General features: G+C 67.8%; 22 protein-coding genes. 10 read left to right on the top strand and 12 right to left on the bottom strand.

From position 1 onward, the window contains the following. Positions 1–24: 24 nt before the first annotated feature. Entirely contained in the window at positions 25–753 is a 729-nt protein-coding gene (locus JOF42_RS14535; protein WP_210098480.1) for a response regulator transcription factor, read from the bottom strand. Between the two features lie 164 nt (positions 754–917). Between JOF42_RS14535 and JOF42_RS14530 the strand changes: the two genes are divergently transcribed. Together JOF42_RS14530 and JOF42_RS14525 are read left to right on the top strand one after the other, a co-directional pair. Beyond that, positions 918–2,390, top strand: coding sequence for an ABC transporter permease (locus tag JOF42_RS14530; protein ID WP_210098479.1), 1,473 nt, complete (start codon positions 918–920; stop codon positions 2,388–2,390). 40 nt (positions 2,391–2,430) lie between these two features. After that, the gene (locus tag JOF42_RS14525; protein ID WP_210098478.1) at positions 2,431–3,156 is read left to right on the top strand and encodes an ABC transporter ATP-binding protein; all 726 of its coding nucleotides are present in this window, start codon (positions 2,431–2,433) and stop codon (positions 3,154–3,156) included. Positions 3,157–3,224: 68 nt separating this feature from the next. On the opposite strand, the gene gnd is transcribed toward JOF42_RS14525, so the two are convergent. Then, positions 3,225–4,673 carry an NADP-dependent phosphogluconate dehydrogenase gene (gene gnd, locus JOF42_RS14520; protein WP_210098477.1) on the bottom strand — a complete coding sequence of 483 codons (1,449 nt, stop codon included), beginning with the start codon at positions 4,671–4,673 and terminating at the stop codon, positions 3,225–3,227. 121 nt (positions 4,674–4,794) lie between these two features. Then, positions 4,795–4,920: a hypothetical protein gene (locus JOF42_RS18115; RefSeq protein WP_259161935.1), complete on the bottom strand. Its 126-nt coding sequence runs from the start codon at positions 4,918–4,920 to the stop codon at positions 4,795–4,797. A 223-nt stretch (positions 4,921–5,143) separates the two neighbouring features. Between JOF42_RS18115 and JOF42_RS14515 the strand changes: the two genes are divergently transcribed. Together JOF42_RS14515 and pth are read left to right on the top strand one after the other, a co-directional pair. Then, positions 5,144–5,752 (top strand): 50S ribosomal protein L25/general stress protein Ctc, encoded by a 609-nt coding sequence (locus JOF42_RS14515; protein WP_210098476.1) that lies wholly within the window; start codon positions 5,144–5,146, stop codon positions 5,750–5,752. Positions 5,753–5,871: 119 nt separating this feature from the next. Further along, complete coding sequence (gene pth, locus JOF42_RS14510) at positions 5,872–6,453, top strand: aminoacyl-tRNA hydrolase (RefSeq protein ID WP_210098475.1); 582 nt, start codon at positions 5,872–5,874, stop codon at positions 6,451–6,453. Between the two features lie 40 nt (positions 6,454–6,493). Here the strand turns inward: pth and JOF42_RS17975 are convergent, their stop codons facing one another. Further along, positions 6,494–7,306 carry a hypothetical protein gene (locus tag JOF42_RS17975; protein ID WP_281070765.1) on the bottom strand — a complete coding sequence of 271 codons (813 nt, stop codon included), beginning with the start codon at positions 7,304–7,306 and terminating at the stop codon, positions 6,494–6,496. A gap of 22 nt (positions 7,307–7,328) precedes the next feature. Further along, positions 7,329–8,333: a tryptophan--tRNA ligase gene (gene trpS / locus JOF42_RS14500; protein WP_210098474.1), complete on the bottom strand. Its 1,005-nt coding sequence runs from the start codon at positions 8,331–8,333 to the stop codon at positions 7,329–7,331. Positions 8,334–8,390: 57 nt separating this feature from the next. On the opposite strand from trpS, the gene JOF42_RS14495 reads away from it, so the two are divergent. Beyond that, positions 8,391–8,714, top strand: a complete 324-nt coding sequence (locus tag JOF42_RS14495) for a hypothetical protein (RefSeq protein WP_210098473.1) — start codon at positions 8,391–8,393, stop codon at positions 8,712–8,714. 17 nt (positions 8,715–8,731) lie between these two features. On the opposite strand, the gene JOF42_RS14490 is transcribed toward JOF42_RS14495, so the two are convergent. From JOF42_RS14490 to JOF42_RS14460, 7 genes are all read right to left on the bottom strand, one after another. Beyond that, positions 8,732–9,574, bottom strand: a complete 843-nt coding sequence (locus tag JOF42_RS14490) for an exodeoxyribonuclease III (RefSeq protein WP_210098472.1) — start codon at positions 9,572–9,574, stop codon at positions 8,732–8,734. A 10-nt stretch (positions 9,575–9,584) separates the two neighbouring features. After that, entirely contained in the window at positions 9,585–10,790 is a 1,206-nt protein-coding gene (locus JOF42_RS14485) for a YihY/virulence factor BrkB family protein (RefSeq protein WP_210098471.1), read from the bottom strand. 77 nt (positions 10,791–10,867) lie between these two features. Next, positions 10,868–11,635, bottom strand: coding sequence for a succinate dehydrogenase iron-sulfur subunit (locus JOF42_RS14480; protein ID WP_210098470.1), 768 nt, complete (start codon positions 11,633–11,635; stop codon positions 10,868–10,870). Between the two features lie 2 nt (positions 11,636–11,637). Continuing rightward, entirely contained in the window at positions 11,638–13,464 is a 1,827-nt protein-coding gene (sdhA, locus tag JOF42_RS14475; protein ID WP_210098469.1) for a succinate dehydrogenase flavoprotein subunit, read from the bottom strand. Between the two features lie 19 nt (positions 13,465–13,483). Continuing rightward, entirely contained in the window at positions 13,484–13,927 is a 444-nt protein-coding gene (locus JOF42_RS14470) for a succinate dehydrogenase hydrophobic membrane anchor subunit (protein WP_210098468.1), read from the bottom strand. Further along, on the bottom strand, positions 13,927–14,361 hold the full coding sequence (sdhC, locus tag JOF42_RS14465; RefSeq protein WP_210098467.1) for a succinate dehydrogenase, cytochrome b556 subunit: 435 nt from the start codon (positions 14,359–14,361) through the stop codon (positions 13,927–13,929). Before sdhC ends, JOF42_RS14470 begins: the two co-directional genes overlap by 1 nt. A 171-nt stretch (positions 14,362–14,532) precedes the next feature. After that, positions 14,533–15,792: an FG-GAP-like repeat-containing protein gene (locus tag JOF42_RS14460; RefSeq protein ID WP_210098466.1), complete on the bottom strand. Its 1,260-nt coding sequence runs from the start codon at positions 15,790–15,792 to the stop codon at positions 14,533–14,535. 58 nt (positions 15,793–15,850) lie between these two features. On the opposite strand from JOF42_RS14460, the gene JOF42_RS14455 reads away from it, so the two are divergent. From JOF42_RS14455 to JOF42_RS14435, 5 genes are all read left to right on the top strand, one after another. Next, a complete protein-coding gene (locus JOF42_RS14455; protein WP_210098465.1) occupies positions 15,851–16,966 on the top strand; it encodes a mannose-1-phosphate guanylyltransferase in 1,116 nt (371 codons plus the stop codon). Between the two features lie 147 nt (positions 16,967–17,113). Beyond that, positions 17,114–18,226, top strand: coding sequence for a BMP family lipoprotein (locus tag JOF42_RS14450; protein WP_210098464.1), 1,113 nt, complete (start codon positions 17,114–17,116; stop codon positions 18,224–18,226). 159 nt (positions 18,227–18,385) lie between these two features. Further along, positions 18,386–19,900, top strand: a complete 1,515-nt coding sequence (locus JOF42_RS14445; RefSeq protein ID WP_210098463.1) for an ABC transporter ATP-binding protein — start codon at positions 18,386–18,388, stop codon at positions 19,898–19,900. Continuing rightward, positions 19,897–21,216, top strand: a complete 1,320-nt coding sequence (locus tag JOF42_RS14440; protein ID WP_210098462.1) for an ABC transporter permease — start codon at positions 19,897–19,899, stop codon at positions 21,214–21,216. The genes JOF42_RS14445 and JOF42_RS14440 overlap by 4 nt, the downstream gene beginning before the upstream one ends. Next, positions 21,213–22,499 (top strand): ABC transporter permease, encoded by a 1,287-nt coding sequence (locus JOF42_RS14435; RefSeq protein ID WP_210098461.1) that lies wholly within the window; start codon positions 21,213–21,215, stop codon positions 22,497–22,499. Before JOF42_RS14440 ends, JOF42_RS14435 begins: the two co-directional genes overlap by 4 nt. Position 22,500 lies beyond the last annotated feature (1 nt).

Raw genomic sequence — 22,500 nt, 5'->3', positions numbered from 1 at the left:
GCCGTCGGGTCATCCCCGTATTGCTCACTGAGGCGCCTTGATCATGTATCCGACGCCTCGCACCGTGTGCAGCAGCGGGGTGCGTCCGGCATCGATCTTCTTGCGCAGGTACGAGATGTACAGCTCGACGACCGAGGACTTGCCGCCGAAGTCGTAGCTCCAGACCCGGTCGAGGATCTGCGCCTTCGAGAGCACCCGTCGCTCGTTGCGCATGAGGTAGCGGAGCAGTTCGAACTCGGTCGCGGTCAGTTCGATCTCGGTGCCGTCGCGGACGACCTCGTGGCTGTCCTCATTGAGCGTGAGGTCGGCGACGCGGAGGATCGACTGGCCGTCGTCGGCCGTCGCGTGGCCGGTGCGGCGGATGATCGCCCGCAGGCGGGCGATGACCTCTTCGAGACTGAACGGCTTCGTGACGTAGTCGTCGCCGCCGGCGGTGAGGCCGGCGACCCGGTCGCCCACGGCATCCTTCGCGGTGAGGAAGAGCACCGGAACGAGGCTGCCCGCCTCACGGAGGCGGCGCAGCACGGCCATGCCGTCGAGGTCGGGCATCATGATGTCGAGCACGAGGGCATCCGGCTCGAACTCGCGCGCGACCTGCAGAGCCTCGAGGCCGGACGAGGCGGTGCGCACCTCCCAGCCCTCCATGCGCAGAGCCATCGCGAGCAGATCGGTGAGCATCTGCTCGTCATCGACGGCGAGGATGCGCAGGGGCGAGCCGTCGGGGCGGCGCAGTTCGGGGAGATCGGTGCTCATGAGTACATTCTGCGGAATCACCTATGGGGTTTCTATGGAGCGCGCTATGCGTCTCCTGTGAGGTTCTCACCGCATAGGTTTCTCATCACTCGTCCCTCGATCTCGCAAAACTCCGCTCCTTAGCGTCATGATCGGCCCGCGAACGGCGCGGCGGAAGGAGACACATGTACGGGACATATCTGCGGCGAGAGTTGGCGGGCCGCAAGAAACAGACGTGGATCGTCGCGATCGGACTGGCGATCGCGATCGCCCTGGTGATCATCGTCAACGCCCTCACGGCGGGTGTGCGCGACGCGCAGGCGCAGGCGCTCGAATCCGTCTACGGCGTCGGCACCGACCTCACCGTCACGGGTGCCGCGGCGGAACCGGGGGAGGGAGGCGGACAGCGCTTCGACTTCGGCTCTGACGACGGTGCCACGGAGGGCGACACGACGACGCTCAGCCAGTCGACACTGATGACGGACTTCATGCGCGGGACGCTCGAGTCCTCCGTGCTCGACACCGTGACCTCGACGGATGGGGTCACTGCGGCATCCGCGGCGCTCAGCCTCACCAACTCGACCTTCTCGGGTGAGCTCCCCAGCGGTGGGTTCGGCGCACAGGACGGCACGACCGAGGGAACCGCACCGACCGAGGGTCAGGCTCCTCCTCAGGGCGGCGCGGATGGCGCCGGCGGCGGTTCGTTCGGCGTCGACTCGTTCACGGTTCTCGGCATCGACCCCGCCGTGACCTCCGTCGGGCCACTGGCCTCTGTCGCGGTCAGCGACGGTCGTGCTCTCGACACGGATGACTCCGGGGCGCTCGTCGCCCTGGTCGACGCGACCTACGCGACCACGAACGAGATCGCCGTCGGCGACACGATCGACGTGGCAGGCTCCGATGTCGAGGTCGTCGGCATCGTGGCATCCACGTCCGATTCCGCCGACACCGCGGCCAACGTGTACCTGCCCCTCGACACGGCCCAGGAGCTCTCGGGCGCGGGTGACGTCATCTCGACCGTGTACGTGCAGGCCGAGTCCGCGGCATCCATCGACGCGGTGCAGGCGGCACTCACCGACGAACTCCCGGATGCCACGATCACGTCGCAGTCCGAGCTCGCCTCGACCGTCTCGGGTTCGCTCTCGAGCGCGACGTCGCTGATCACGAACCTCGGCACCTGGCTCTCGATCATCGTTCTCGCGGTGGCCGTGCTGCTCTCGGTGCTGCTCACGCTGTCGGGCGTCTCTCGCCGCACCCGCGAGTTCGGCACGCTCAAGGCGATCGGATGGTCGAACGGGCGCGTCGTGCGGCAGGTCGCCGGTGAGTCGATGGTGCAGGGCCTGATCGGCGGCGCCGTGGGCCTGGTGCTCGGAATCGCCGGGATCGTCGTCATCAACCTCGTGAAGCCGACGGTCGCCGCTGCCGCCGCAGGCAATGCGGAAGGCGGCCCCGGAGGGATGGGCGGCGGCCCCACAGGAGGAGGCGGCATGTTCCAGACCCAGCAGGCGGCCGACATCGTGCTGCAGGCCCCCTTCACCCCGTGGGTGCTCGTTGCCGCGGTCGGCCTCGCCGTGCTCGGCGGCCTCGTCGCCGGAGCGTTCGGCGGATGGCGGGCGGCGCGATTGAGCCCGGCCGAGGCACTGCGTTCCGTCGCCTGACGGACTCGCGAACACAGGACACCGACAAGGAGACACGGACATGACCATCGCAGATATCGCTCCCGCCGCGAACGGCACGGACGCCACGGCGCCGCTGTACCGCGCGCAGGATGTCACCCGCACATACACGCAGAAGGGGCGCACGGTGAAGGCGCTCACGGGCGTCGACCTGACGATCGACCCGGGCGAGTTCGTCACGATCCAGGGCCCGACGGGAGGAGGTAAGTCGACTCTGCTGCAGATGCTCGGCGCGCTCGACAAGCCGTCGTCCGGTTCGCTGAAGCTCGGCGACATCGAGCTGGCCTCGGCATCCGCGCGGGAACTGAGTCGGATCCGCGCCGAGGAGATCGGCTTCGTCTTCCAGGGGTTCAACCTGATCCCGACGCTGACGGCGGCCGAGAATGTGAACATGGCGTTGGAGCCCACCGATCTGACCCGCGCCGAGCGTGCCGCGCGCGTCGTCGAGGCGCTCGCCCACGTCGGTCTCGACGACCGCGGAGACCACCTGCCGACCGAGCTCTCCGGTGGTCAGCAGCAGCGCGTGGCGATCGCGAGGGCGATCGTGAAGCGCCCTCGCGTGCTGCTCGCCGATGAGCCGACGGGCAACCTGGACGAGAGCATGCGCGACGAGATCCTCACTCTGCTCGAAGGGCTGTGCGCCGAGGGCATCACGATGATCGTCGTCACGCACGACTCGGCCGTCGCGCGCCGGGCGACGCGACGGCTCAGACTCACGAAGGGCACGGTGCAGGACATCACGAGGTGACGGACGGCACATGACATGACGAAGGCCCCGGCGGAATCGCCGGGGCCTTCGTCATGTCTCGGACGCGCTCAGTGCGTGTCTTCGGCTTCGATCTCGGTACGGTCGCCCGACCACTGCGTGTGGAAGGTGCCCGGCTTGTCGATGCGCTTGTAGGTGTGCGCACCGAAGAAGTCACGCTGGCCCTGCACGAGTGCAGCGGGGAGGCGGTCGGCGCGGATGCCGTCGTAGTACGACAGCGACGACGAGAACGCCGGGGCCGGGATGCCGGCCTGCGCAGCCGCGACCACGACGCGACGCCACGGCGCCTGTGCGCGGGTGATGGCCTCGGTGAAGTACGGAGCCGTCAGCAGCACGGGAAGGCCCGGCTCTGCGGCGTACGCGTCGGCGATGCGGTTGAGGAACTGGGCGCGGATGATGCAGCCGCCGCGCCAGATCTTGCTGATCGCGCCGAGGTCGATGTTCCAGCCGTACTCGGCCGCACCCGCACGGATCTCGTCGAAGCCCTGCGAGTAGGCGACGATCTTCGAGGCGTAGAGCGCGAGGCGCACGTCTTCGATGAAGGCGGCCTCGTCGGCGACGGTGAACGCGTCGTCGGGACCGGGAAGAGAACCGGCGACCTCGCGCTGCTCGGGGTGCGACGACAGCGAGCGGGCGAACGTGGCCTCGGCGATGCCCGAGACGGGAACGCCGAGCGACAGCGCGGTCTGCACGGTCCACGCGCCGGTGCCCTTGGCTCCGGCCTGGTCGAGGATGACGTCCACGAGCGGCTTGCCGGTCTCGGCATCGACCTGGCGGAGCACCTCTGCGGTGATCTCGATCAGGTACGACTCGAGCTCGCCCTTGTTCCACTCGGCGAAGATCTCGGCGATCTCGGCGGGCGACTTGCCGGTGCCGCGGCGGATGAGGTCGTAGGCCTCGGCGATCAGCTGCATGTCGGCGTACTCGATGCCGTTGTGCACCATCTTGACGAAGTGGCCGGCGCCGTCGTGACCGACGTGCGTGACGCACGGCTCACCCTCGGCGACCGCGGCGATCGACTTCAGGATCGGGCCGAGGGTGATCCAGGACTCGTCCGAGCCGCCGGGCATGATCGAGGGGCCGGTGAGTGCACCCTCTTCGCCACCGGAGATTCCGGCGCCGACGAAGTTGATGCCGGTCTCGCGGACGGCCTTCTCGCGGCGGATGGTGTCGGGGAAGTAGGCGTTGCCGCCGTCGACGATGATGTCGCCCGGCTCGAAGACCTCGACGAGCGCGTCGATCACGGCATCCGTGGGGCGGCCGGCCTTGACCATGATGATCGCGGTGCGCGGCTTCTGCAGCGAGTCTGCGAACTCCTGGTACGTCTTGGCCGGGATGAAGCCGGCCTCAGGGTGCTCGGAGACGAGGGTCTCGGTCTTCTCGTAGCTGCGGTTGAAGATCGCCACCGTGTTGCCCTCGCGGCTGGCGAGGTTGCGGGCGAGGTTCGACCCCATGACGGCGAGTCCGACGACTCCGATGTTCGCTGATGCTTCGGGCACAGATGGCTCCTAGATCGAGAAGAAAGGGATGCATCCAGATTATCGCGGCCCACGGGGTGCTGCTCCCGTGTGTCGCCGGACGGCGCATCGCTGCCCGACGATGATCCCCGATCCGGACTGATCAGTCCTTGCGGTAGCCCGAGCGGCCGAGCATGAACAGCGCGGCGAAGGTGAATCCGGCGGCGCACACGGTCATCGCACCGATGAGCCAGGCGATCGCGTGGGAGAAGAAGACGCCGTCGAGCATGAGGGAACTCCGTGTTCTGCAGAGAGGGAATCGGTGTCCTCAGCCTACCGGCTCATCCGGTACCATGAGAGGAGTACCTCGGCGAGGGATGCTTCTGCGCGTGCGCTGGCATCCGTTATCGACGCGGCGAAGCAAGCCCGGTGGCTTTCCTCACGTGTCTGCGTTCGAGAACAATTCCAAGACCACCGCGTAGCTCTCGCTGCGTGCCCCGAAGGAGAACCCCATGTCTGAAGACACCAAGGTCAAGGCCGAGCTCCGCGAGAGCTTCGGCAAGGGCTTCGCCCGTCGTCTGCGCGCTGCAGGCAAGATCCCCGCCGTCATCTACGGTCACGGCACCGAGCCCGTGCACGTCGCACTGCCGGGCCACCAGGTCTCGCTCATCATCCGCCGCGCCAACGCGCTGCTCGAGCTCGACATCGAGGGCAAGGCTCAGCTCGCTCTGGTCAAGGACGTCCAGAAGGACCCCGTGCACCAGATCATCGAGCACATCGACCTGCTCGTCGTGAAGAAGGGCGAGAAGGTCGCGATCGACGTTCCCGTCATCGTCACCGGTGAGCCGGCTCCCGGCACGATCGTCAACCAGGACGCGAACACCCTGTCGATCGAGGCAGAGGCCACGCACCTCCCGCAGAACGTCGAGGTCTCGGTCGAGGGTCTCGAAGAGGGCGCGCACATCACGGCCGCCGACGTCACGCTCCCCAAGGGCTCGACGCTGCTGACCGACCCCGAGGTGCTCGTGGTCGCGATCTCGATCCCGGCCGAGGAGTCGCTCGAAGAGGACGAGGCCGGAGCCGACGAGGCTGCTGCCGAAGAGGAGCCCGCCGCGGAGTGATCTCCGCAGGCGCAGCTCACAGCTGACTGCATCACAGAGGGGGCGCGAGCAGATCGCGCCCCCTCTGTCGTATTCTGACCCGGGAACCGCACGGCGCCCGCATCCGAGAGGACGAGGACATGGCATCCACCTGGCTCGTGGTGGGGCTCGGCAACCCCGGCCCGCGATACGAGGCGACGAGGCACAACATCGGTCAGATGGTGATCGACGAGCTCGCATCGAGGCGCGGAGAGAGCTTCCGCGAGCACAAGGGCGGGGCTCGCGTCGTCGAGACCTGGCTGCGCCCCGGGGGCGACAAGCTCGTTCTCGCCAAGCCGAACACCTTCATGAACGTCTCCGGTACCCCGGTCGCCGCGCTGGCACGGTTCTACTCGGTGCCGCCCGAGCAGATCATCGTCGTACACGACGAGCTCGACATCCCTTTCGACACCGTCAAGCTCAAGACGGGCGGCGGCCACGGAGGGCACAACGGGGTCCGCGACATCGCCCGCGCGATCACCACCCCAGACTTCCCCCGAGTGCGCGTCGGCATCGGCCGGCCGGTCGGACGCCAGGATCCGGCCGACTGGGTGCTCTCGCCGTTCGGCAAGGACGAGCGCGCGAACCTGCCGATCCTCGTGTCGGATGCGGCGGATGCCGTCGAACTGCTGGTCGCCGAAGGGCTGCTGGCCGCGCAACAGAAGCACCACGCTCCGCGCTGATTCACGCCGGAGCGACGGCGTCTGCCGCGATGTGCTGCGGCTAGGGCAGGAAGCCGGCCGCGGTACCCGCCGAGATCGTCACCAGCAGCACGACCCAGAAGAAGATCGGACCGAGGACGGCGACCACGAGGGCCGCGATGCCCGCGCCGCGTGCCTGCTTCTTGCGGATGGCGAGGATGCCGATCACGATCGCCGCGATGCCGAGGATGGTGCCGGTCCAGAACGCGATCTCCGCCCACAGCACCTGATCGCGTGCGGGGGAGAGGATCGAGAGGAAGTCGGGATCCGTCGTGTCGAGCCCGCCGGGAATCCGGTGGCCGATCTCGAACCCGGCGGCGCCGGCGATGATCGGCGTGACCACGGCGGCGATGATCGCGAAGACCAGAGCGAGAATGCCGAGAAGTCCTGAACGCTTCTGCTCGGTGGGCGGCGCCTGGTAGGTGCCCGACGGAGCCGCATACCCGCCCACTGGTACCTGGTAGGCGCCGGGAGGGGCAGCCTGCGGAGCCGGTGCGCCGACCGGGTACGCCGGAGGTGACTGCGGGTACGCCGGGGACGCCTGCTGATAGGTGGGTGGTGCCGGCTGGTAGGTGGGTGGTGCCTGCTGGTATGCCGGGGGAGCCTGCGGGACAGCCGGCGGTGCCTGTTCGGTCGTCGGGGGAGCCTGCGGGTACGCGGGAGGTGTCGGCGCGGACGCGGGGGGAGACTGCTGGTATGCGGGCGGCGCCGGCGCGTACGTCGGCGGTGCCGGCGCGTCTGCGGGCGGTGCGACGGGAGGCTGCGGGGCGGCGGGCTCGGGTGCGGGAGGCACGGGAGGAACGGCACCGGACGGGGGCAGCTGCGGATCAGTCACGCCCCCATCCTAAGGGCCGCTGTCACACGCGACGAAGCAGTCCGACCCGGTCGTACACCGCGGCGAGGGTCGCATCGGCGACTGCATCCGCCCTGGCGGCGTTGGCCGCGAGGATCCGATCGAGTTCGGCCGGGTCATCCAAGAGCTCGAGTGCGCGAGCCCGGACCGGCTCGAACTCGTTCACCACGACCTCGGCGAGCCCCTTCTTGAAGTCACCGTACCCGCGACCCGCGTACTCGTCTTCGATCGAGGCGACCTGGCGCCCGGACAGGGCGGCGTAGATGGTCAGCAGGTTGGAGACGCCCGGCTTGTTCTCGCGGTCGAAGCGCACCGAGCCTTCGTTGTCGGTCACCGCGCGCATGATCTTCTTCGCCGACTTGGCGGGATCGTCGAGCATCCAGAGCACACCCGCGTCGCTCTCGGCAGACTTCGACATCTTCGAGGTCGGGTTCTGCAGATCGTAGATGCGTGCGGTGTCCTTCTGGATCACCGGGCGCGGCACGACGAACGTCTCACCGAAGCGCGAGTTGAAGCGCTCGGCCAGATCGCGGGTGAGTTCGACGTGCTGCTTCTGGTCGTCGCCGACCGGAACGACGTCGGTCTGGTAGAGAAGGATGTCGGCAGCCATCAGGACGGGATAGGTGAACAGGCCGACGCTCGTGGCATCGGCGCCGTATCTCGCCGACTTGTCCTTGAACTGCGTCATCCGTCCGGCCTCGCCGAAACCGGTGATGGTGGAGAGGATCCAGGCGAGCTCGGCGTGGGCGCGCACGTGCGACTGCACGTAGAGCGTCGACAGCGACGGCTCGATGCCTGCGGCGATGTACTGGGCGGCGGTGCGTCGCGTCTTCTCGCGGAGCTCTGCCGGGTCCTGCGCGACAGTGAGCGCGTGCAGGTCGACCACCGAGAAGTAGGCGTCGTAGGAGCTCTGCAGGTCCCGCCACTGCAGGAGTGCCCCGATGTAGTTGCCGATCTGCAGAGAGTCGGCGGAGGGCTGCATTCCTGAGTAGAGGCGAGGTTTCGTCACGGTATCAATCCTATGCGGGCGGTGGTGGTCGGAGAGTCCGCCGGGCAGACTCGCCTCATGACGAGTCGCTCTGCGGATCCCACGACACGGGGTGAGGTGATCACCCGGATCATCGGGCTGGTGCTGGCCGTCTTCTTCGGCATCCCCTTCGTGGCTCTCGTCTGGGTGGCTCTGAGCAGCCGGTTCGGGTCGGCATCGGCTGATCCGCACGGGTACGGACTGATCTTCGGCACAGTGCTCGCGCTCGGCGCCGGGTTGCTTCTCGCCGTCGCGCTTCCGCTCGTTCTTCCCCGTGCACGCCGTGGATCGGCCTACCTGTGGTGCATGCTCGGATACCTCGCGGTGGCGACCGTGCTGGTCGTGTCGCTTCTCAGCGCCTGACGCCCGCCGGGGAGCTCTCAGTAGGTGTAGTCGACGACGACCGGCGCGTGGTCGCTCCACCGCTGGTCATAGGCGGCCGCACGAGCCACATGGTAGGCGGTGGCACGCTCTGCGAGCGACGGGGTGGCGAGGTGATAGTCGATGCGCCAGCCGGAGTCGTTGTCGAACGCCTGTCCGCGCATCGACCACCAGGTGTACGGGCCCTCGACCTCGCCGTGGAAGGCGCGTCCGACGTCGACCCAGCCGAGTCCGGTGCCGGTGGACCCGTCGACGCCTTCGACGGTCTCGCCGGCTGCACCGAGGAACCGGTCGAAGTACCCGCGTTCGCGGGGCAGGAAGCCGGCCTTCTTGCGGTTGCCGCGCCAGTTCTTGATGTCGAGTTCGCGGTGCCCGACGTTCAGGTCGCCGGTGACGAGGGCGAGCGCATCGTCCTCGCGACCGAGCTCAGCCAGTCGCACACCGAACGCGTCGAGGAACTTCCATTTCTCGTCCTGCTTGGGAGTGTCGGCCTCGCCGCTGTGCACGTAGGCGCTGACCACCGTGAGCGGGCGGTCGCCGATCAGGAAGTCGGCTTCGATCCAGCGGCCCTTCGAATCGAAGTCGGGGTCGCCGAAGTCGGTGCGGGTGGCGAGGGCAGGAGTACGGCTCGCGATCGCCACACCGGCACGGCCCTTGGCCGTGGCCTCGTCGTGTACGAACGTCCAGCCGGGGAGAGCGGCCTCGAGATGCTCGTCCTGACCGCGGACCTCCTGAAGGGTGAGGATGTCGACGTCGGCCGCATCGAGCCAGGCCCCCATGCCGTTGCGAGCCGCCGCCCGGATTCCGTTGACATTGACCGAGGCGATACGCAGATGAGGCATGATCACAAGCCTAACGAGGGCCGCCGACATCCTTCGACGGGCGCTGCAGCTCCGCGAGGAGACGCTGTGCGAGGGGAGAGCTCGGATCGACGGGCGGGGGAGCGGATGCTTCGATCTCCGCGAGCTCTCGATCAGCCGCACGCAGCGCTCGCTCCGCCTGCCAGGCCCGATACCAGGGTGCGGCCTCGCGAGCGGCGTGCGCGTCGCGCATGCGGATCCGTGCGGCCGACAGCAGCGTCTGATGCTCGGCCAGCCGTCGTTCCGCTTCGGTCTGCGACAGCAGCGGGATCTCCTTGTCCTGAGCGGTGACCGCGATCCACGAGGACGCCACCAGCATCACCACGCCGTTGACGCGGAACCACAGCAGGAGGCCGATGAAGATCGCGAACGTGGCGAGCAGGGGGTTCGTCGGCGTGTAGCTGAGCAGGAATCCCGCACCGAACTGGAGGATCGTCATCGCGCCGCCGCCGAGGAGGGCGCCGGGCCAGATCGTTCCCCAGTGCAGCGATGTGCCGGTGAGGAATCGGACCATCGCCGCGAGTGCGCCCGACAACAGCGCGAATGACACCAGCACGGTGCCGATGCGGATGCTGGTCAGGCCGTCGAGCGCGGATCCCCATCCGAGCAGGCTGAGGATCCAGCTCAGTGCGACCGCGCTGGCGGAGCTGAGCAGGGAGCCCGCGAGAAGTGAGGCCCCGAAGATGAGTGCGGCCAGCAGGTCCCGCGCCTTCAGGATGACGTAGCTGCGGCGGTCGGGCGGCAGGCCGAAGATGTCGCGCGTCGCGCGGCGCGAGAACGTGACCCAGCCGATGGCCGTCCAGATCACGGTTCCGAGCGCGATCAGACCGGTGATGCTCAGAAGACCGGTCGTGTTGACCGCGATCTCCTGCACCTGCTGCGGGGTGAACACCCCGCCCTCGTCCTGGATCAGGTTCGGGATGTAGCTGTTGATGATGTCGATCATGCCGTCGACCGCTTCGCTGCTGCCGCCGAGCCAGAGGCCCGCGATGGCGAAGGCGAGATAGATCGCCGCGAAGATCGCGAAGAGGGCCTGGTAGCTCACACCCGCCGCGAGCAGGAAGCCGTTGTGCTGCAGGAAGTGTCGCCAGACCCGGACGGGGAACAGCCCGAGCGTGCGCTGCGTCAGTGCGGTGGCCCGTTCGACGGCCGCGTCGAGGCGGCGGGGCTCGCTCTCGGCGCCAGCGGGATCAGACACATCCTCACCCTATCCACATGACGAGAAGGGGCGGGCTCCCGTGAAGGAGCCCGCCCGTCGTCGTCAGTGCGCGGAGGTCAGGGACGACCGCGGAGAACCGCCTGCTTGACCTCGGCGATGGCCTTGGTGACCTCGATGCCACGGGGGCATGCCTCGGAGCAGTTGAAGGTGGTGCGGCAGCGCCACACACCCTCCTTGTCGTTGAGGATGTCGAGGCGCACCGCGGCGTTGTCGTCGCGGGAGTCGAAGATGAAGCGGTGCGCGTTCACGATCGCGGCGGGGCCGAAGTACTGTCCGTCGGTCCAGAAGACCGGGCACGACGACGTGCACGCGGCGCAGAGGATGCACTTGGTCGTGTCGTCGAAGATCTCGCGATCGGCGATCGACTGCACGCGCTCCTTGCCCTTCACGGGCGCCGAGTTCGCGACCAGGAACGGCTGCACCTCGCGGTACGAGGCGAAGAACGGCTCCATGTCGACGACGAGGTCCTTCTCGAGCGGCAGACCCTTGATCGCCTCGACGTAGATCGGCTTCGAGATGTCGAGGTCCTTGATCAGCGTCTTGCAGGCGAGCCGGTTGCGGCCGTTGATGCGCATGGCGTCGGAACCGCAGATGCCGTGGGCGCAGGAGCGGCGGAACGTGAGTGAGCCGTCGACCTCCCACTTGATCTTGTGCAGCGCGTCGAGCACACGGTCGGTCGAGTACAGCTCCACGTCGTAGTCGACCCAGTGCGGCTCGGCGTCGACCTCGGGGTCGAACCGGCGGATGTTGAACGTGACGATGAAGGACTGGATCGCAGCCTCCTCCGTCGTGTCGGCGGGGGCCTCAGCGATGGCGTTGGACATGCTCAGTACTTCCTCTCCATCGGCGGGTAGTTGAGTTCGCCCTGATCGTTCTTCGTGAACACCACGGGCTTCCAGTCGAGCTTGATGTGATCGCTCGGGGTGGAGGAGTGCGGGTCGCCGGTCAGGTACGCCATGGTGTGCTTCATGTACTTCTCGTCGTCACGCGTCGGGAAGTCGTCGCGCATGTGACCACCGCGGCTCTCCTCGCGGTTCTGCGCGGCGTAGACGACGACCTCGGCGATGTCGAGCAGGAAGCCCAGCTCGACCGCCTCGAGCAGGTCGGTGTTGAAGCGCTTGCCCTTGTCGTCGACGTGCACGTTCTTGTAGCGCTCGCGCAGCTCGGCGATCACTCCGAGGACGTGCTGGAGGGAGTCGTGCGTGCGGAACACCTGCGCGCCCTTGTCCATCTCGTCCTGCAGCTCCTTGCGGAGAACGGCGATGCGCTCGGTGCCCTGGTTGTTGCGCAGGTCCTCGAGCATCCCCGAGACGAACCCGGCGGGGTTCTCGGGAAGCGGCACGAACTCCGCGGTCTTGACGTACTCGACCGCGTTGCGCCCGGAGCGCTTGCCGAACACGTTGATGTCGAGCAGCGAGTTGGTGCCGAGTCGGTTGGCTCCGTGCACCGAGACGCAGGCGCACTCGCCGGCGGCGTAGAGACCGGGGACCACCGTGTCGTTGTCGGCGAGAACCTCGCCGTTGTTGTTGGTGGGGATGCCGCCCATCGCATAGTGGGCGGTCGGCATGACCGGCACGGGCTCGACGACCGGGTCGACGCCCAGGTACGTGCGGGCGAACTCGGTGATGTCCGGGAGCTTGGTCTCGAGCACCTCGGCGCCCAGGTGCGTGCAGTCGAGCAGCACGTAGTCCTTGTGGGGTCCGGCGCCGCGGCCCTCTGCGACCTCCTGGACCATGCAGCGAGCGACGATGTCGCGGGGAGCCAGGTCCTTGATGGTCGGGGCATAGCGCTCCATGAAGCGCTCACCCGAGGCGTTGCGCAGGATCGCGCCCTCACCGCGAGCGCCCTCTGTGAGGAGGATGCCGAGACCGGCGAGTCCGGTGGGGTGGAACTGGAAGAACTCGAGGTCCTCGAGGGGGAGGCCCTTGCGCCAGACGATGCCGACGCCGTCGCCCGTGAGTGTGTGCGCGTTCGAGGTCGTCTTGAAGATCTTGCCGAAACCGCCGGTCGCGAAGATCACGGCCTTGGCCTGGAAGACGTGCAGCTCACCGGTCGACAGGTCGTAGGCGACGACGCCCGAGACCTGCGTCTTGCCGTCGGCATCCTTCACCGTCAGCAGGTCGAGCACGTAGAACTCGTTGAAGAAGTTGATGCCGAGCTTGACGCAGTTCTGGAACAGCGTCTGCAGGATCATGTGGCCCGTGCGGTCGGCGGCGTAGCACGCACGGCGGACCGGGGTCTTGCCGTGCTCGGCGGTGTGTCCGCCGAAACGACGCTGATCGATCTTGCCCTCGGGGGTGCGGTTGAAGGGCAGACCCATGTTCTCGAGGTCGATGACCGCGTCGATCGCCTCCTTCGCGAGGATCTCCGCAGCATCCTGATCGACGAGGTAGTCGCCGCCCTTGACCGTGTCGAAGGTGTGCCACTCCCAGCTGTCCTCCTCGACGTTGGCGAGCGCAGCCGCCATGCCGCCCTGCGCCGCACCGGTGTGCGAACGCGTCGGGTAGAGCTTGGAGATGACCGCGGTCTTCGCGCCGGGGCCGGCCTCGATGGCCGCCCGCATGCCGGCGCCTCCGGCGCCCACGATGACGATGTCGAACTGGTGGTAGTGCACTCCGTCGCGCACGACGGAATCCTGGGTCTCGGTAGTCACTTCTCGTATGCCTTCTCTTCTACTTGCCCAGCGCCTGGCACGTGTCCCACAGCGTGCTCGTCTCTTTCACTCCCAGGCACGGGTCGAACGTGAAGACGACGAGCGTGCCGAGGATGATGAGCAAAGCTGCGGCCAGGCCGAGGGCCCAGGTCAGCGCCTTGCGAGCCGTGGTGTTCGTGACGTAGTCGTTGACGATCGTCCGCATGCCGTTGGCGCCGTGGATCAGTGCCAGCCAGAGCATGATGACGTCCCACCACTGCCAGAACGGCGTGGCGAACTTGCCCGCGATGAACGCGAAGTCGAGCGCGTGGATGCCCTCGCCCACCATGAGGTTGATGAACAGGTGGCCGAAGATCAGCACGACGAGCACGACGCCGGAGCCGCGCATGAAGAGCCAGCCCCACTTCTCGAGGTTGAATCCGCGCTGACGGCGGACGGGGGCTGCGACGGTCTGAGCGGTCATCAGTGTCCTCCTCCGAAGCCGGCGAACGCGAGCATGAGGTGGCGCGGCACGAAGCCGGCCATGATGATGCCCCAGACGAGGAGCACGCCCCAGAACAGCTGGCGCTGGTACTTCGCACCCTTCGACCAGAAGTCGACCGCGATGATGCGCAGGCCGTTCATCGCGTGGAACACGATGCCCGCGACCAGCACGACCTCACCGAGGGCCATGACCGGGTTCTTGTACGTTCCGATGACGGCGTTGTACGCCTCGGGCGACACCCTGATGAGTGCAGTGTCGAGCACATGCACCAACAGGAAGAAGAAGATGGCGACTCCGGTGATGCGGTGAAGCACCCACGACCACATGCCTTCGCGGCCCCGGTAGAGGGTGCCGCGGGGCGTCTTGGAAGTGGTTTCCGAAATCGACGGTGTCAAGCGAGCGCTTGCGGACACGGTCGTCCTCCCTGGATCGATGTGACTCGGTCGCGTGCGATGCGTCTTCCAAGCGTGAGCCTGCTGTCGTCAGGCACGGCCGATCGGACACCATCCTATTCCCGGGAGACGCCGGTGGGCGACGAAGGGGAACCTAAGTATCTCGATGTCGAGACTTTCGGATGGCGACGATCAGCCGATCTGAGCCATCGAGTTCCAGCCGCTGCCGATCGTCTGGCGGGCCAGGAACCCGCCGCGTCCGTTGCCGGGGTACAGCCACAGGGTTCCGTCCGACGCTCGGCCGACCACGTCGGGAGCGCCGTCGCCGTTGAGGTCGCCGCCACCGAAGATCGCGGTGAAGGACCGCCACCCGGTGCCGATGCGCACTGCTTTGCCCCAGGTCCCCTTGCCCGTGGTGGGATAGAGCCACAGAGTCCCGTCCGAGGTCTTGCGAGCGATGATGTCGCCGCGGGAGTCGCCGGAGAAATCGCCCGCATGCGAGATCGCGGAGAACGCGTTCCAGCCGCTGCCGATCTGCGCTCCGCCTCCGGACAGGAAGCCGCCCTTGCCGTTGCCCTTGTAGAGCTTCAGCGCACCAGTCGTCGTCTTGGCGATGATGTCGGGCAGCCGGTCGCCGGTGAAGTCGATCCCGCCGATCAGCTGCATGGAGGCCGACCACCCCGTGCCGATCTGCGCCGGTGCACGCAACGCGCCGCGCCCGTCGCCGGCGTAGAGCATCAGCCGGCCGTTCGCCTCGACCCTGGCGAGGTCGGGGATGCCGTCGCCGGTGAAGTCGCCGAGCGTCGTGAAGGCCTGTGCGCCCCACGTCGACGAGAGCGTGATCGGGCTCGCCAAGCCGCTCTTCCCGGTGCCGGGATACACGACCAGTGAGCCGCTCGCCGTGCGCGCGACGATGTCGGCGTTGCGGTCGGAGGTGAGGTCGCCGGCGCCACCGGGGAGCTTCTTGACGGGCGATCCGATCCCGAAGATCTGCACCCAGTAGGAGCGGTAGCACGATCCGGTCGCATATCCCACGCCGAGGCCGGTGTAGCGGCTGTCGAGGATGTTGGCCTTGTGCCCTGCGGAGCCCATCCACGCCGTCATCACGGACGACGCATCCGGCTGCCCCGCTGCGATGTTCTCGCCGGTCGCGATCCATCCGGATGCCGCGACGCGGGTGCTGCGCCACTGCGAGGTGCTGTGCTCGAAGGTGCACGTCGACGCGAGGTGCCGTGCCCACTCGGCTGCCGCGGCGTCGAGCGCCGGGTCGGAGATGAGGGGGCGGAGACCGGCCTGCGTGCGCTGTGCGTTGGTGAGGGTGAACACCTCGCCTGCGACGCCGCCGGCGGCGGATGCGGAGGTGGGGACGAGGACGGCTGCAGCCAGGACGATGACGATGGCGGCGGTGGCGCGACGAAGCAGAGCGGGGCGCCGTGTGGGGGAGGGGGCCATGGCATGACCATACTGGGGCTCGGCGTGGCCGTCGCAACACCCCGATACGCTGGGCTGCATGAGCCAGCCGATCCAGGACTTCTACGCAGTGATCCCGGCGGGCGGGATCGGCAGTCGGCTGTGGCCGCTCTCGCGGGCGGACGCACCGAAGTTCCTGCACGATCTCACCGGCTCGGGCCACTCCCTCCTGCGCGACACCTGGGACCGTCTCGAGCCGCTCGCGGGCCCAGACCGCATCGCCGTCGTCACAGGTCGGGCGCACCGCGCCGCGGTGGAGGCCGAGCTGCCGGGGATCGCGGATCTGAACGTGTTCCTCGAGTCGGAGCCGCGCGAGTCCGCCGCGGCCATCGGGCTCGCCGCGGCGATCCTGCATCGCCGCGACCCCGATGTCATCATCGGCTCGTTCAGCGCCGACCACGTGATCCGCAGCACCCGGGTGTTCGAGTTCGCCGTGCGCGACGCCGTCGAGGTCGCGCGGGAGGGGTACATCTGCACGATCGGCATCTCGCCGACCGAGGCCGCAGTGGGGTTCGGCTACATCAAGAAGGGGCCGGAGCTCGTCGTCGACGGCGCCCGTGAAGCTGCGCTCGTCGAGAGCTTCGTCGAGAAGCCCGACCTCGAGACGGCCAAGGCGTACTTCGCCGACCGCGGCTACCTCTGGAACGCGGGCATGTTCATCGCGAAGGCGAGCGTGCTGCTCGAGGAGCTGGCCGAGAATGAACCCGCTCTGCACGCCGGGCTGATCGAGCTGGCAGCGGCATGGGATGACCGCGAGCTCCGCGGCCCCGCCGTCGATCGGATCTGGCCGGGGCTCAAGAAGATCGCGATCGACTACGCCGTGGCCGAGCCCGCCGCCCGCCGAGGACGCCTCGCCGTCGTGCCCGGCCACTTCGACTGGGACGACGTGGGCGACTTCGCGTCGCTGACGAAGCTCATCAACAACGGACGCAAGAACGACCTGGCGGTGCTGGGGCCGAACGCACGCGTGCTGTCGGATGCCGCGAGCGGCATCCTCGTCAGCCAGACCTCGCGGGTGATCAGCCTCGTCGGTGTCAAAGACATCGTCGTGGTCGACACTCCTGACGCGCTGCTGGTCACCACGGTCGAGCACGCGCAACGGGTCAAGGGCGTCGTCGAGTCGCTCAAACTCACGGGGCAGGGCGACGTGCTCTGATGAGCACGCGCGCCCGCTCATCCGCCGTCTTGGTTTCAGGTTTGTAACCATTCGATTGCCGCTCGCCTGCGGGCATGCACAAAAGTCGAAACACTGGGTAACTTTGATCGATCCGCGAGGGCCGCGGCACCGTTCAGGAGGCATGAGTTGACCATCTCCACCACCAAGAAGCTGCTCGGCGCGACCATCGCCGCCGGCGTCGTCTTCGCACTCGCCGGCTGTGGCCAGGCTCCGACCGAATCGGGCGGCGACGGGGACGCGGCTGTCGATTCCGACTTCCTGCCCTGCCTCGTCTCCGACGCCGGCGGATGGAACGACAAGTCGTTCAACCAGTCCGCCAAGGAGGGCATGGACCGTGCCGCCGACGAGCTGGGCGTCAAGCCGCTCGAGTTCGAGTCGGCCAACGACAACGACTACGCGCCGAACCTCGAGACCGCGGTCTCCGAGGGTTGCTCGCTCATCGTCTCGGTCGGCTTCAAGCTGTCCGCCGCGACGGTCGAGTCGGCACTCGCCAACCCGAAGATCAACTACGCGATCATCGACGACTACGCCGACAACGACTTCGACGGCACCACGGATGCTCCGAACATCAAGCCTCTCGTCTTCGACACCGCTCAGGCCGCCTACCTCGGTGGCTACGCCGCGGCCGGATGGTCCGCTCAGGCGGGCGTGAACAAGATCGGCACCTTCGGCGGAATGCAGATCCCGTCGGTCGCCGTGTTCATGGACGGCTTCCAGCTCGGTGCCGAGAAGTACAACGAGGACAAGTCCGCGGCCGTCGAGGTCTTCGGCTGGGACACCGCCACGCAGAAGGGCTCCTTCACCGGCGGCTTCGACGCGAACGACACGGCCAAGCAGACCGCTCAGGGCGTGCTCGACCAGGGCGTCGACGTGATCCTCCCGGTCGGTGGACCGATCTACCAGAGCGCGGCTGCGGCGATCGCCGACAGCGGCAAGGACACGCTGATGGTCGGCGTCGACAGCGACCTCGCCGTCGCTGACGAGTCGGTGGCCGACGTCACGCTCTTCTCGATCATGAAGGCGATCGACGTCGCCGTCGAGGATGCGACGATCGCAGCCTCCAAGGGCGACTTCGACCCGGCTCCGTACATCGGCACGCTCGAGAACGAGGGCGTGAAGCTCTCGGGCTTCGGCTCGTTCGAGGGCGACCTGCCCGACGGCCTGCTCGACGAGATCGCCGCTCTGCAGGAGCAGATCATCGCGGGCGACATCACGGTGGAGTCCCCGAACTCCCCGTAAGTCATACCGTTCCAGCGCGGGGCGAGTGGTGCAATCAGCCACTCGCCCCGCGCCGTGGACGGACCATGACGACTTTCACGGCGCACCCGGGCGATCCCCGCGCGATGCGCCCGGATTCTTCAGACTCTTCTGGATGACACTTCTGGATAAGGTGCAGATATGAAGCTCGAACTTCGCGGCATCACCAAGCGATTCGGTACCCTCGTCGCCAACGACCACATCGACCTGGTCGTCGAGCCGGGGCAGATCCATGCTCTGCTCGGCGAGAACGGCGCAGGCAAGTCCACCCTGATGAACGTCCTGTACGGCCTGTACCAGGCGGACGAGGGCGAGATCCTGCTGGACGACGTCGTCCAGCGGTTCCGGGGCCCCGGCGACGCGATGAACGCCGGCATCGGCATGGTGCACCAGCACTTCATGCTCGTGCCCGTCTTCACCGTCGCTGAGAACGTCATGCTCGGCCACGAGCAGACGAAGGGCGCGGGCACGCTCGACATCGCGAAGGCGCGGGAGCACGTGCGCTCGGTGGCCGCACGCTTCGGCTTCGACATCGATCCCGACGCCGTCGTCGGCGACCTGCCCGTCGGCGTGCAGCAGCGCGTCGAGATCATCAAGGCCCTGTCGCGCGACGCGAAGGTGCTCGTATTCGACGAGCCCACCGCCGTGCTGACCCCTCAGGAGACCGACGAGCTGATGGGCATCATGCGCCAGCTCCGCGACGAGGGCACCGCGATCGTCTTCATCACCCACAAGCTGCGCGAGGTCCGCGAGGTCGCGGACACCATCACGATCGTGCGCCTCGGGCGCATCGTCGGTGAGGCGTCGCCCACCGCGACCAACGCCGAGCTGGCCTCCCTCATGGTCGGCCGTGCGGTCGAGCTCACCGTGCACAAGGAAGCGCCGCGTCTGGGTGACGGCGGCCTCGAGGTGAAGGGGTTGCGGGTTCTGACCGCTGCCGGAGCGATCGTGGTCGACGACGTCGACTTCACGGTTCGCCCCGGCGAGGTCCTCGCCGTCGCCGGCGTGCAGGGCAACGGACAGACCGAGCTGGTCGAGGCCATCGTCGGCCTGGCGGCGCGCGTCGAGGGATCGATCACCCTCGACGGCACCGAACTCGTCGGCAAGAGCGTGCGGGCGATCCTCGACGCCGGTGTCGGCTTCGTCCCCGAGGACCGCACGGAAGACGGCCTCGTCGCCGGCTTCTCCGTCGCCGAGAACCTCATTCTCGATCGCTCCGGCGACCCCGAGTTCAGCCGCGGCGGCACACTGCGCCGCGCAGCACTCGAGGAGTTCGCACACGCGCGCATCAAGGAGTACGACATCCGGGCGCAGGGTCCGCACACACCGGCCGGGACTCTCTCCGGTGGAAACCAGCAGAAGGTCGTGATCGCTCGCGAGATGAGCCGTGAACTCCGACTGCTGGTCGCGGCGCAGCCGACCCGAGGGGTCGACGTCGGGTCGATCGAGTTCATCCACAAGCGCATCGTCGAGACGCGCGACGCGGGCATCCCCGTGGTCGTGGTCTCGACCGAGCTCGACGAAGTCGCAGCTCTCGCCGACCGCATCGCGGTCATGTACCGAGGCACGATCGTCGGGATCGTTCCCGGTGACACCCCGCGTGAGACGCTGGGTCTGATGATGGCGGGCGCCGCCGAGGGAGAGGTGGCCGCATGAGCGGTACGACGCCACAGGCCGGCGGCCAGGGGACCGAGGATTCGGGCGACCAGCTCTCGGTGAACACCACCACGACCCTCCGCGATCCCGTCGATGTGCCGCCGCCCCCGCGCGGCAACGTGATCCTCAAGGAGATGCTCCGAGGCAGTGCCGTCACGACGATCCTGGCGATCTTCCTCGCGCTGGTCGTCGGCGGCATCCTCATCGCCCTCACGAATGAGGACGTGCTCGCGGCCTCCGGCTACTTCTTCCAGAGGCCGAGCGACACGATCGCGGCCGTCTGGAACGCCGTCTACAACGGATACGAGGCGCTCTTCCGCGGCGCGATCTTCAACGCGCGGGGTGCCGACTTCGCCGCGCAGATCCGCCCGCTGACCAACACCCTCGGCTTCGCCGCACCTCTGATCGCGGCAGGTCTCGGTGTCGCCCTCGCGTTCCGCGTCGGCCTGTTCAACATCGGTGCACGCGGCCAGATGCTCATCGGTGTCGCGGTCGCAGGTCTCCTGACGTTCCAGCTCGACCTGCCGTTCTGGCTGCACATCCCCGTGACCCTGATCGCCGGCATCGCCGGTGGTGCGCTCTGGGGAGCGATCGCCGGTCTGATCAAGGCGCGGACCGGCGCCCACGAGGTGATCCTCACGATCATGCTCAACTACGTGGCCTACTACCTGCTGCTGTGGATGATCCGCACCCCTGGTCTGCTCCAGAAGCCGGGCACGAACCAGGCTCTCGGATACGCCACTCCCGAGAGCGCGCAGTTCCCCGAACTGCTCGGCCCGCAGTTCCCGCTGCTCGACCTCGGATTCGTCATCGTCATCATCGCCACGCTGTTCGTCTGGTGGCTCATCGAGCGGTCGTCGCTCGGAATGCGGATGCGCGCCGTCGGCGAGAACCCGCACGCCGCCCGCGCGGCCGGAATCAGCGTGCAGCGTGTCTACGTGTACGCCATGCTCCTCGCCGGTGGGCTCGCGGGTCTCGCGGGTATGAACCAGATCCAGGGTGCGGTCACGACGGGCATCACCGAGACGATCGACGCGGGCATCGGCTTCGACGCCATCACCGTCGCGCTGCTCGGACGCAGCCGCGCCTGGGGCACGTTCGCCGCCGGCATCCTGTTCGGAGCGTTGAAGGCCGGATCGTTCTCGATGCAGGCGCAGGACATCCCGGTCGACATCGTGCTCGTCGTGCAGTCGCTCGTCGTCCTGTTCATCGCCGCGCCGCCGCTGCTGCGCGCCGTGTTCTTCCTGCCCAAGACCGATGCGGAGAAGGCGGCCAAGGCGAGAGCCAAGGCCGCGAAGAAGGCGGTGACCGCATGACCTCCCTCGTCCAGAGTGAAGCCGCCGACGGAACAGTGCAGCTCGCCACCGTGCGCGAGCGGCACCTGAAGGCGCCGATCGTCCTCGCCGCAGCCACCGTGCTGCTGGCGCTCCTGTTCCTGCTCGTTCCCCGCAGCGGCACCAGCAAGTTCCGGCTCAACGACCCGTCGTCGCCGTTCGCGCTGCCCGACGTGGCGCTGCCGACGGGCCCGACGAGCTGGGTCGTCATCGTGATCCTGGCGGTGCTGTCGGTCCTCGCGTTCCTGCGGGCGTGGTCGTATCGCAAGCCGTCGATCTGGCTCGTCATCGCCTTCAGCGTGATCGCGGTCTTCGGGTTCCTCGTGTGGGCCGGTGCCGGCGGACTCGTGCCCGTCAGCAGCCTGCTCTTCGGCGCGGTCTCGCTGTCGGTGCCGCTCGTGTTCGGCGCCCTCGGCGGTGTGATCGGAGAGCGCGCCGGTGTCGTGAACGTCGCGATCGAGGGCCAGCTGCTTCTCGGTGCGTTCTCGGCCGCGCTGCTCTCGAGCATCACCGGCAGCCCGTTCATCGGTCTGCTGGGCGCCATGCTCGGCGGTGTCCTCGTCGCCGCGGTGCTCGCCGCGTTCGCCATCAAGTACCTCGTCGAGCAGGTGATCGTCGGTGTCGTGCTCAACGTGCTCGTCAGCGGTCTCACCGGGTTCCTCTACGGCGCGCTCCTCGCGCCGAACGAGGCCGCGCTCAACACGCCCGTGCGCTTCAGCCGCATCGAGATCCCGCTGCTCAGCGACATCCCGATCATCGGACCCGTGCTGTTCAACCAGACGTTCATCGTCTACCTCATGTTCATCACCGTCGCCGTCGTGGCATGGGGCCTCTACCGCACCAAGTGGGGACTCCGTCTTCGCGCCGTGGGCGAGCACCCGCAGGCCGCAGACACCGTCGGCATCAAGGTGAACGCGACCCGGTTCTGGAACGTCCTGCTCGCCGGCGCGATCGCCGGTATCGGAGGCGCGTACTTCACGCTCGTGTCGGTGCCGCAGTTCGGCAAGGACATGACGGCGGGGCTCGGCTTCATCGCCCTCGCCGCGGTCATCTTCGGACGATGGGATCCCATCCGGGCGACACTCGCCGCTCTGCTCTTCGGCTTCGCGACGAACCTGCAGAACCTGCTGTCGATCCTCAAGACCCCGATCCCCGGCGAATTCATGCTGATGCTGCCGTACGTCGTCACGCTTCTCGCGGTCGCCGGGTTCGCCGGTCAGATCCGTGGGCCTGCCGCCAGCGGCAAGCCGTACATCAAGTCCTAGG

The organism is Microbacterium phyllosphaerae (assembly GCF_017876435.1).
In the GTDB taxonomy this organism is placed as follows: Bacteria; Actinomycetota; Actinomycetes; order Actinomycetales; family Microbacteriaceae; genus Microbacterium; species Microbacterium phyllosphaerae.
This window is presented reverse-complemented; position numbering and strand designations above follow the sequence as displayed.

Bases quoted from the DNA above. Each gene is read 5' to 3' on its own strand.
- JOF42_RS14480 (WP_210098470.1), bottom strand. From the start codon at position 11,635: ATGTCCAACGCCATCGCTGAGGCCCCCGCCGACACGACGGAGGAGGCT.
- JOF42_RS14445 (WP_210098463.1), top strand. From the start codon at position 18,386: ATGAAGCTCGAACTTCGCGGCATCACCAAGCGATTCGGTACCCTCGTC.
- pth (WP_210098475.1), top strand. From the start codon at position 5,872: ATGGCATCCACCTGGCTCGTGGTGGGGCTCGGCAACCCCGGCCCGCGA.
- JOF42_RS14470 (WP_210098468.1), bottom strand. From the start codon at position 13,927: ATGACCGCTCAGACCGTCGCAGCCCCCGTCCGCCGTCAGCGCGGATTC.
- JOF42_RS18115 (WP_259161935.1), bottom strand. From the start codon at position 4,920: ATGCTCGACGGCGTCTTCTTCTCCCACGCGATCGCCTGGCTCATCGGT.
- JOF42_RS14495 (WP_210098473.1), top strand. From the start codon at position 8,391: ATGACGAGTCGCTCTGCGGATCCCACGACACGGGGTGAGGTGATCACC.
- JOF42_RS14530 (WP_210098479.1), top strand. From the start codon at position 918: ATGTACGGGACATATCTGCGGCGAGAGTTGGCGGGCCGCAAGAAACAG.
- JOF42_RS14455 (WP_210098465.1), top strand. From the start codon at position 15,851: ATGAGCCAGCCGATCCAGGACTTCTACGCAGTGATCCCGGCGGGCGGG.
- JOF42_RS14435 (WP_210098461.1), top strand. From the start codon at position 21,213: ATGACCTCCCTCGTCCAGAGTGAAGCCGCCGACGGAACAGTGCAGCTC.
- JOF42_RS14460 (WP_210098466.1), bottom strand. From the start codon at position 15,792: ATGGCCCCCTCCCCCACACGGCGCCCCGCTCTGCTTCGTCGCGCCACC.
- JOF42_RS14525 (WP_210098478.1), top strand. From the start codon at position 2,431: ATGACCATCGCAGATATCGCTCCCGCCGCGAACGGCACGGACGCCACG.
- JOF42_RS14490 (WP_210098472.1), bottom strand. From the start codon at position 9,574: ATGCCTCATCTGCGTATCGCCTCGGTCAATGTCAACGGAATCCGGGCG.
- JOF42_RS14440 (WP_210098462.1), top strand. From the start codon at position 19,897: ATGAGCGGTACGACGCCACAGGCCGGCGGCCAGGGGACCGAGGATTCG.
- JOF42_RS14535 (WP_210098480.1), bottom strand. From the start codon at position 753: ATGAGCACCGATCTCCCCGAACTGCGCCGCCCCGACGGCTCGCCCCTG.
- JOF42_RS14515 (WP_210098476.1), top strand. From the start codon at position 5,144: ATGTCTGAAGACACCAAGGTCAAGGCCGAGCTCCGCGAGAGCTTCGGC.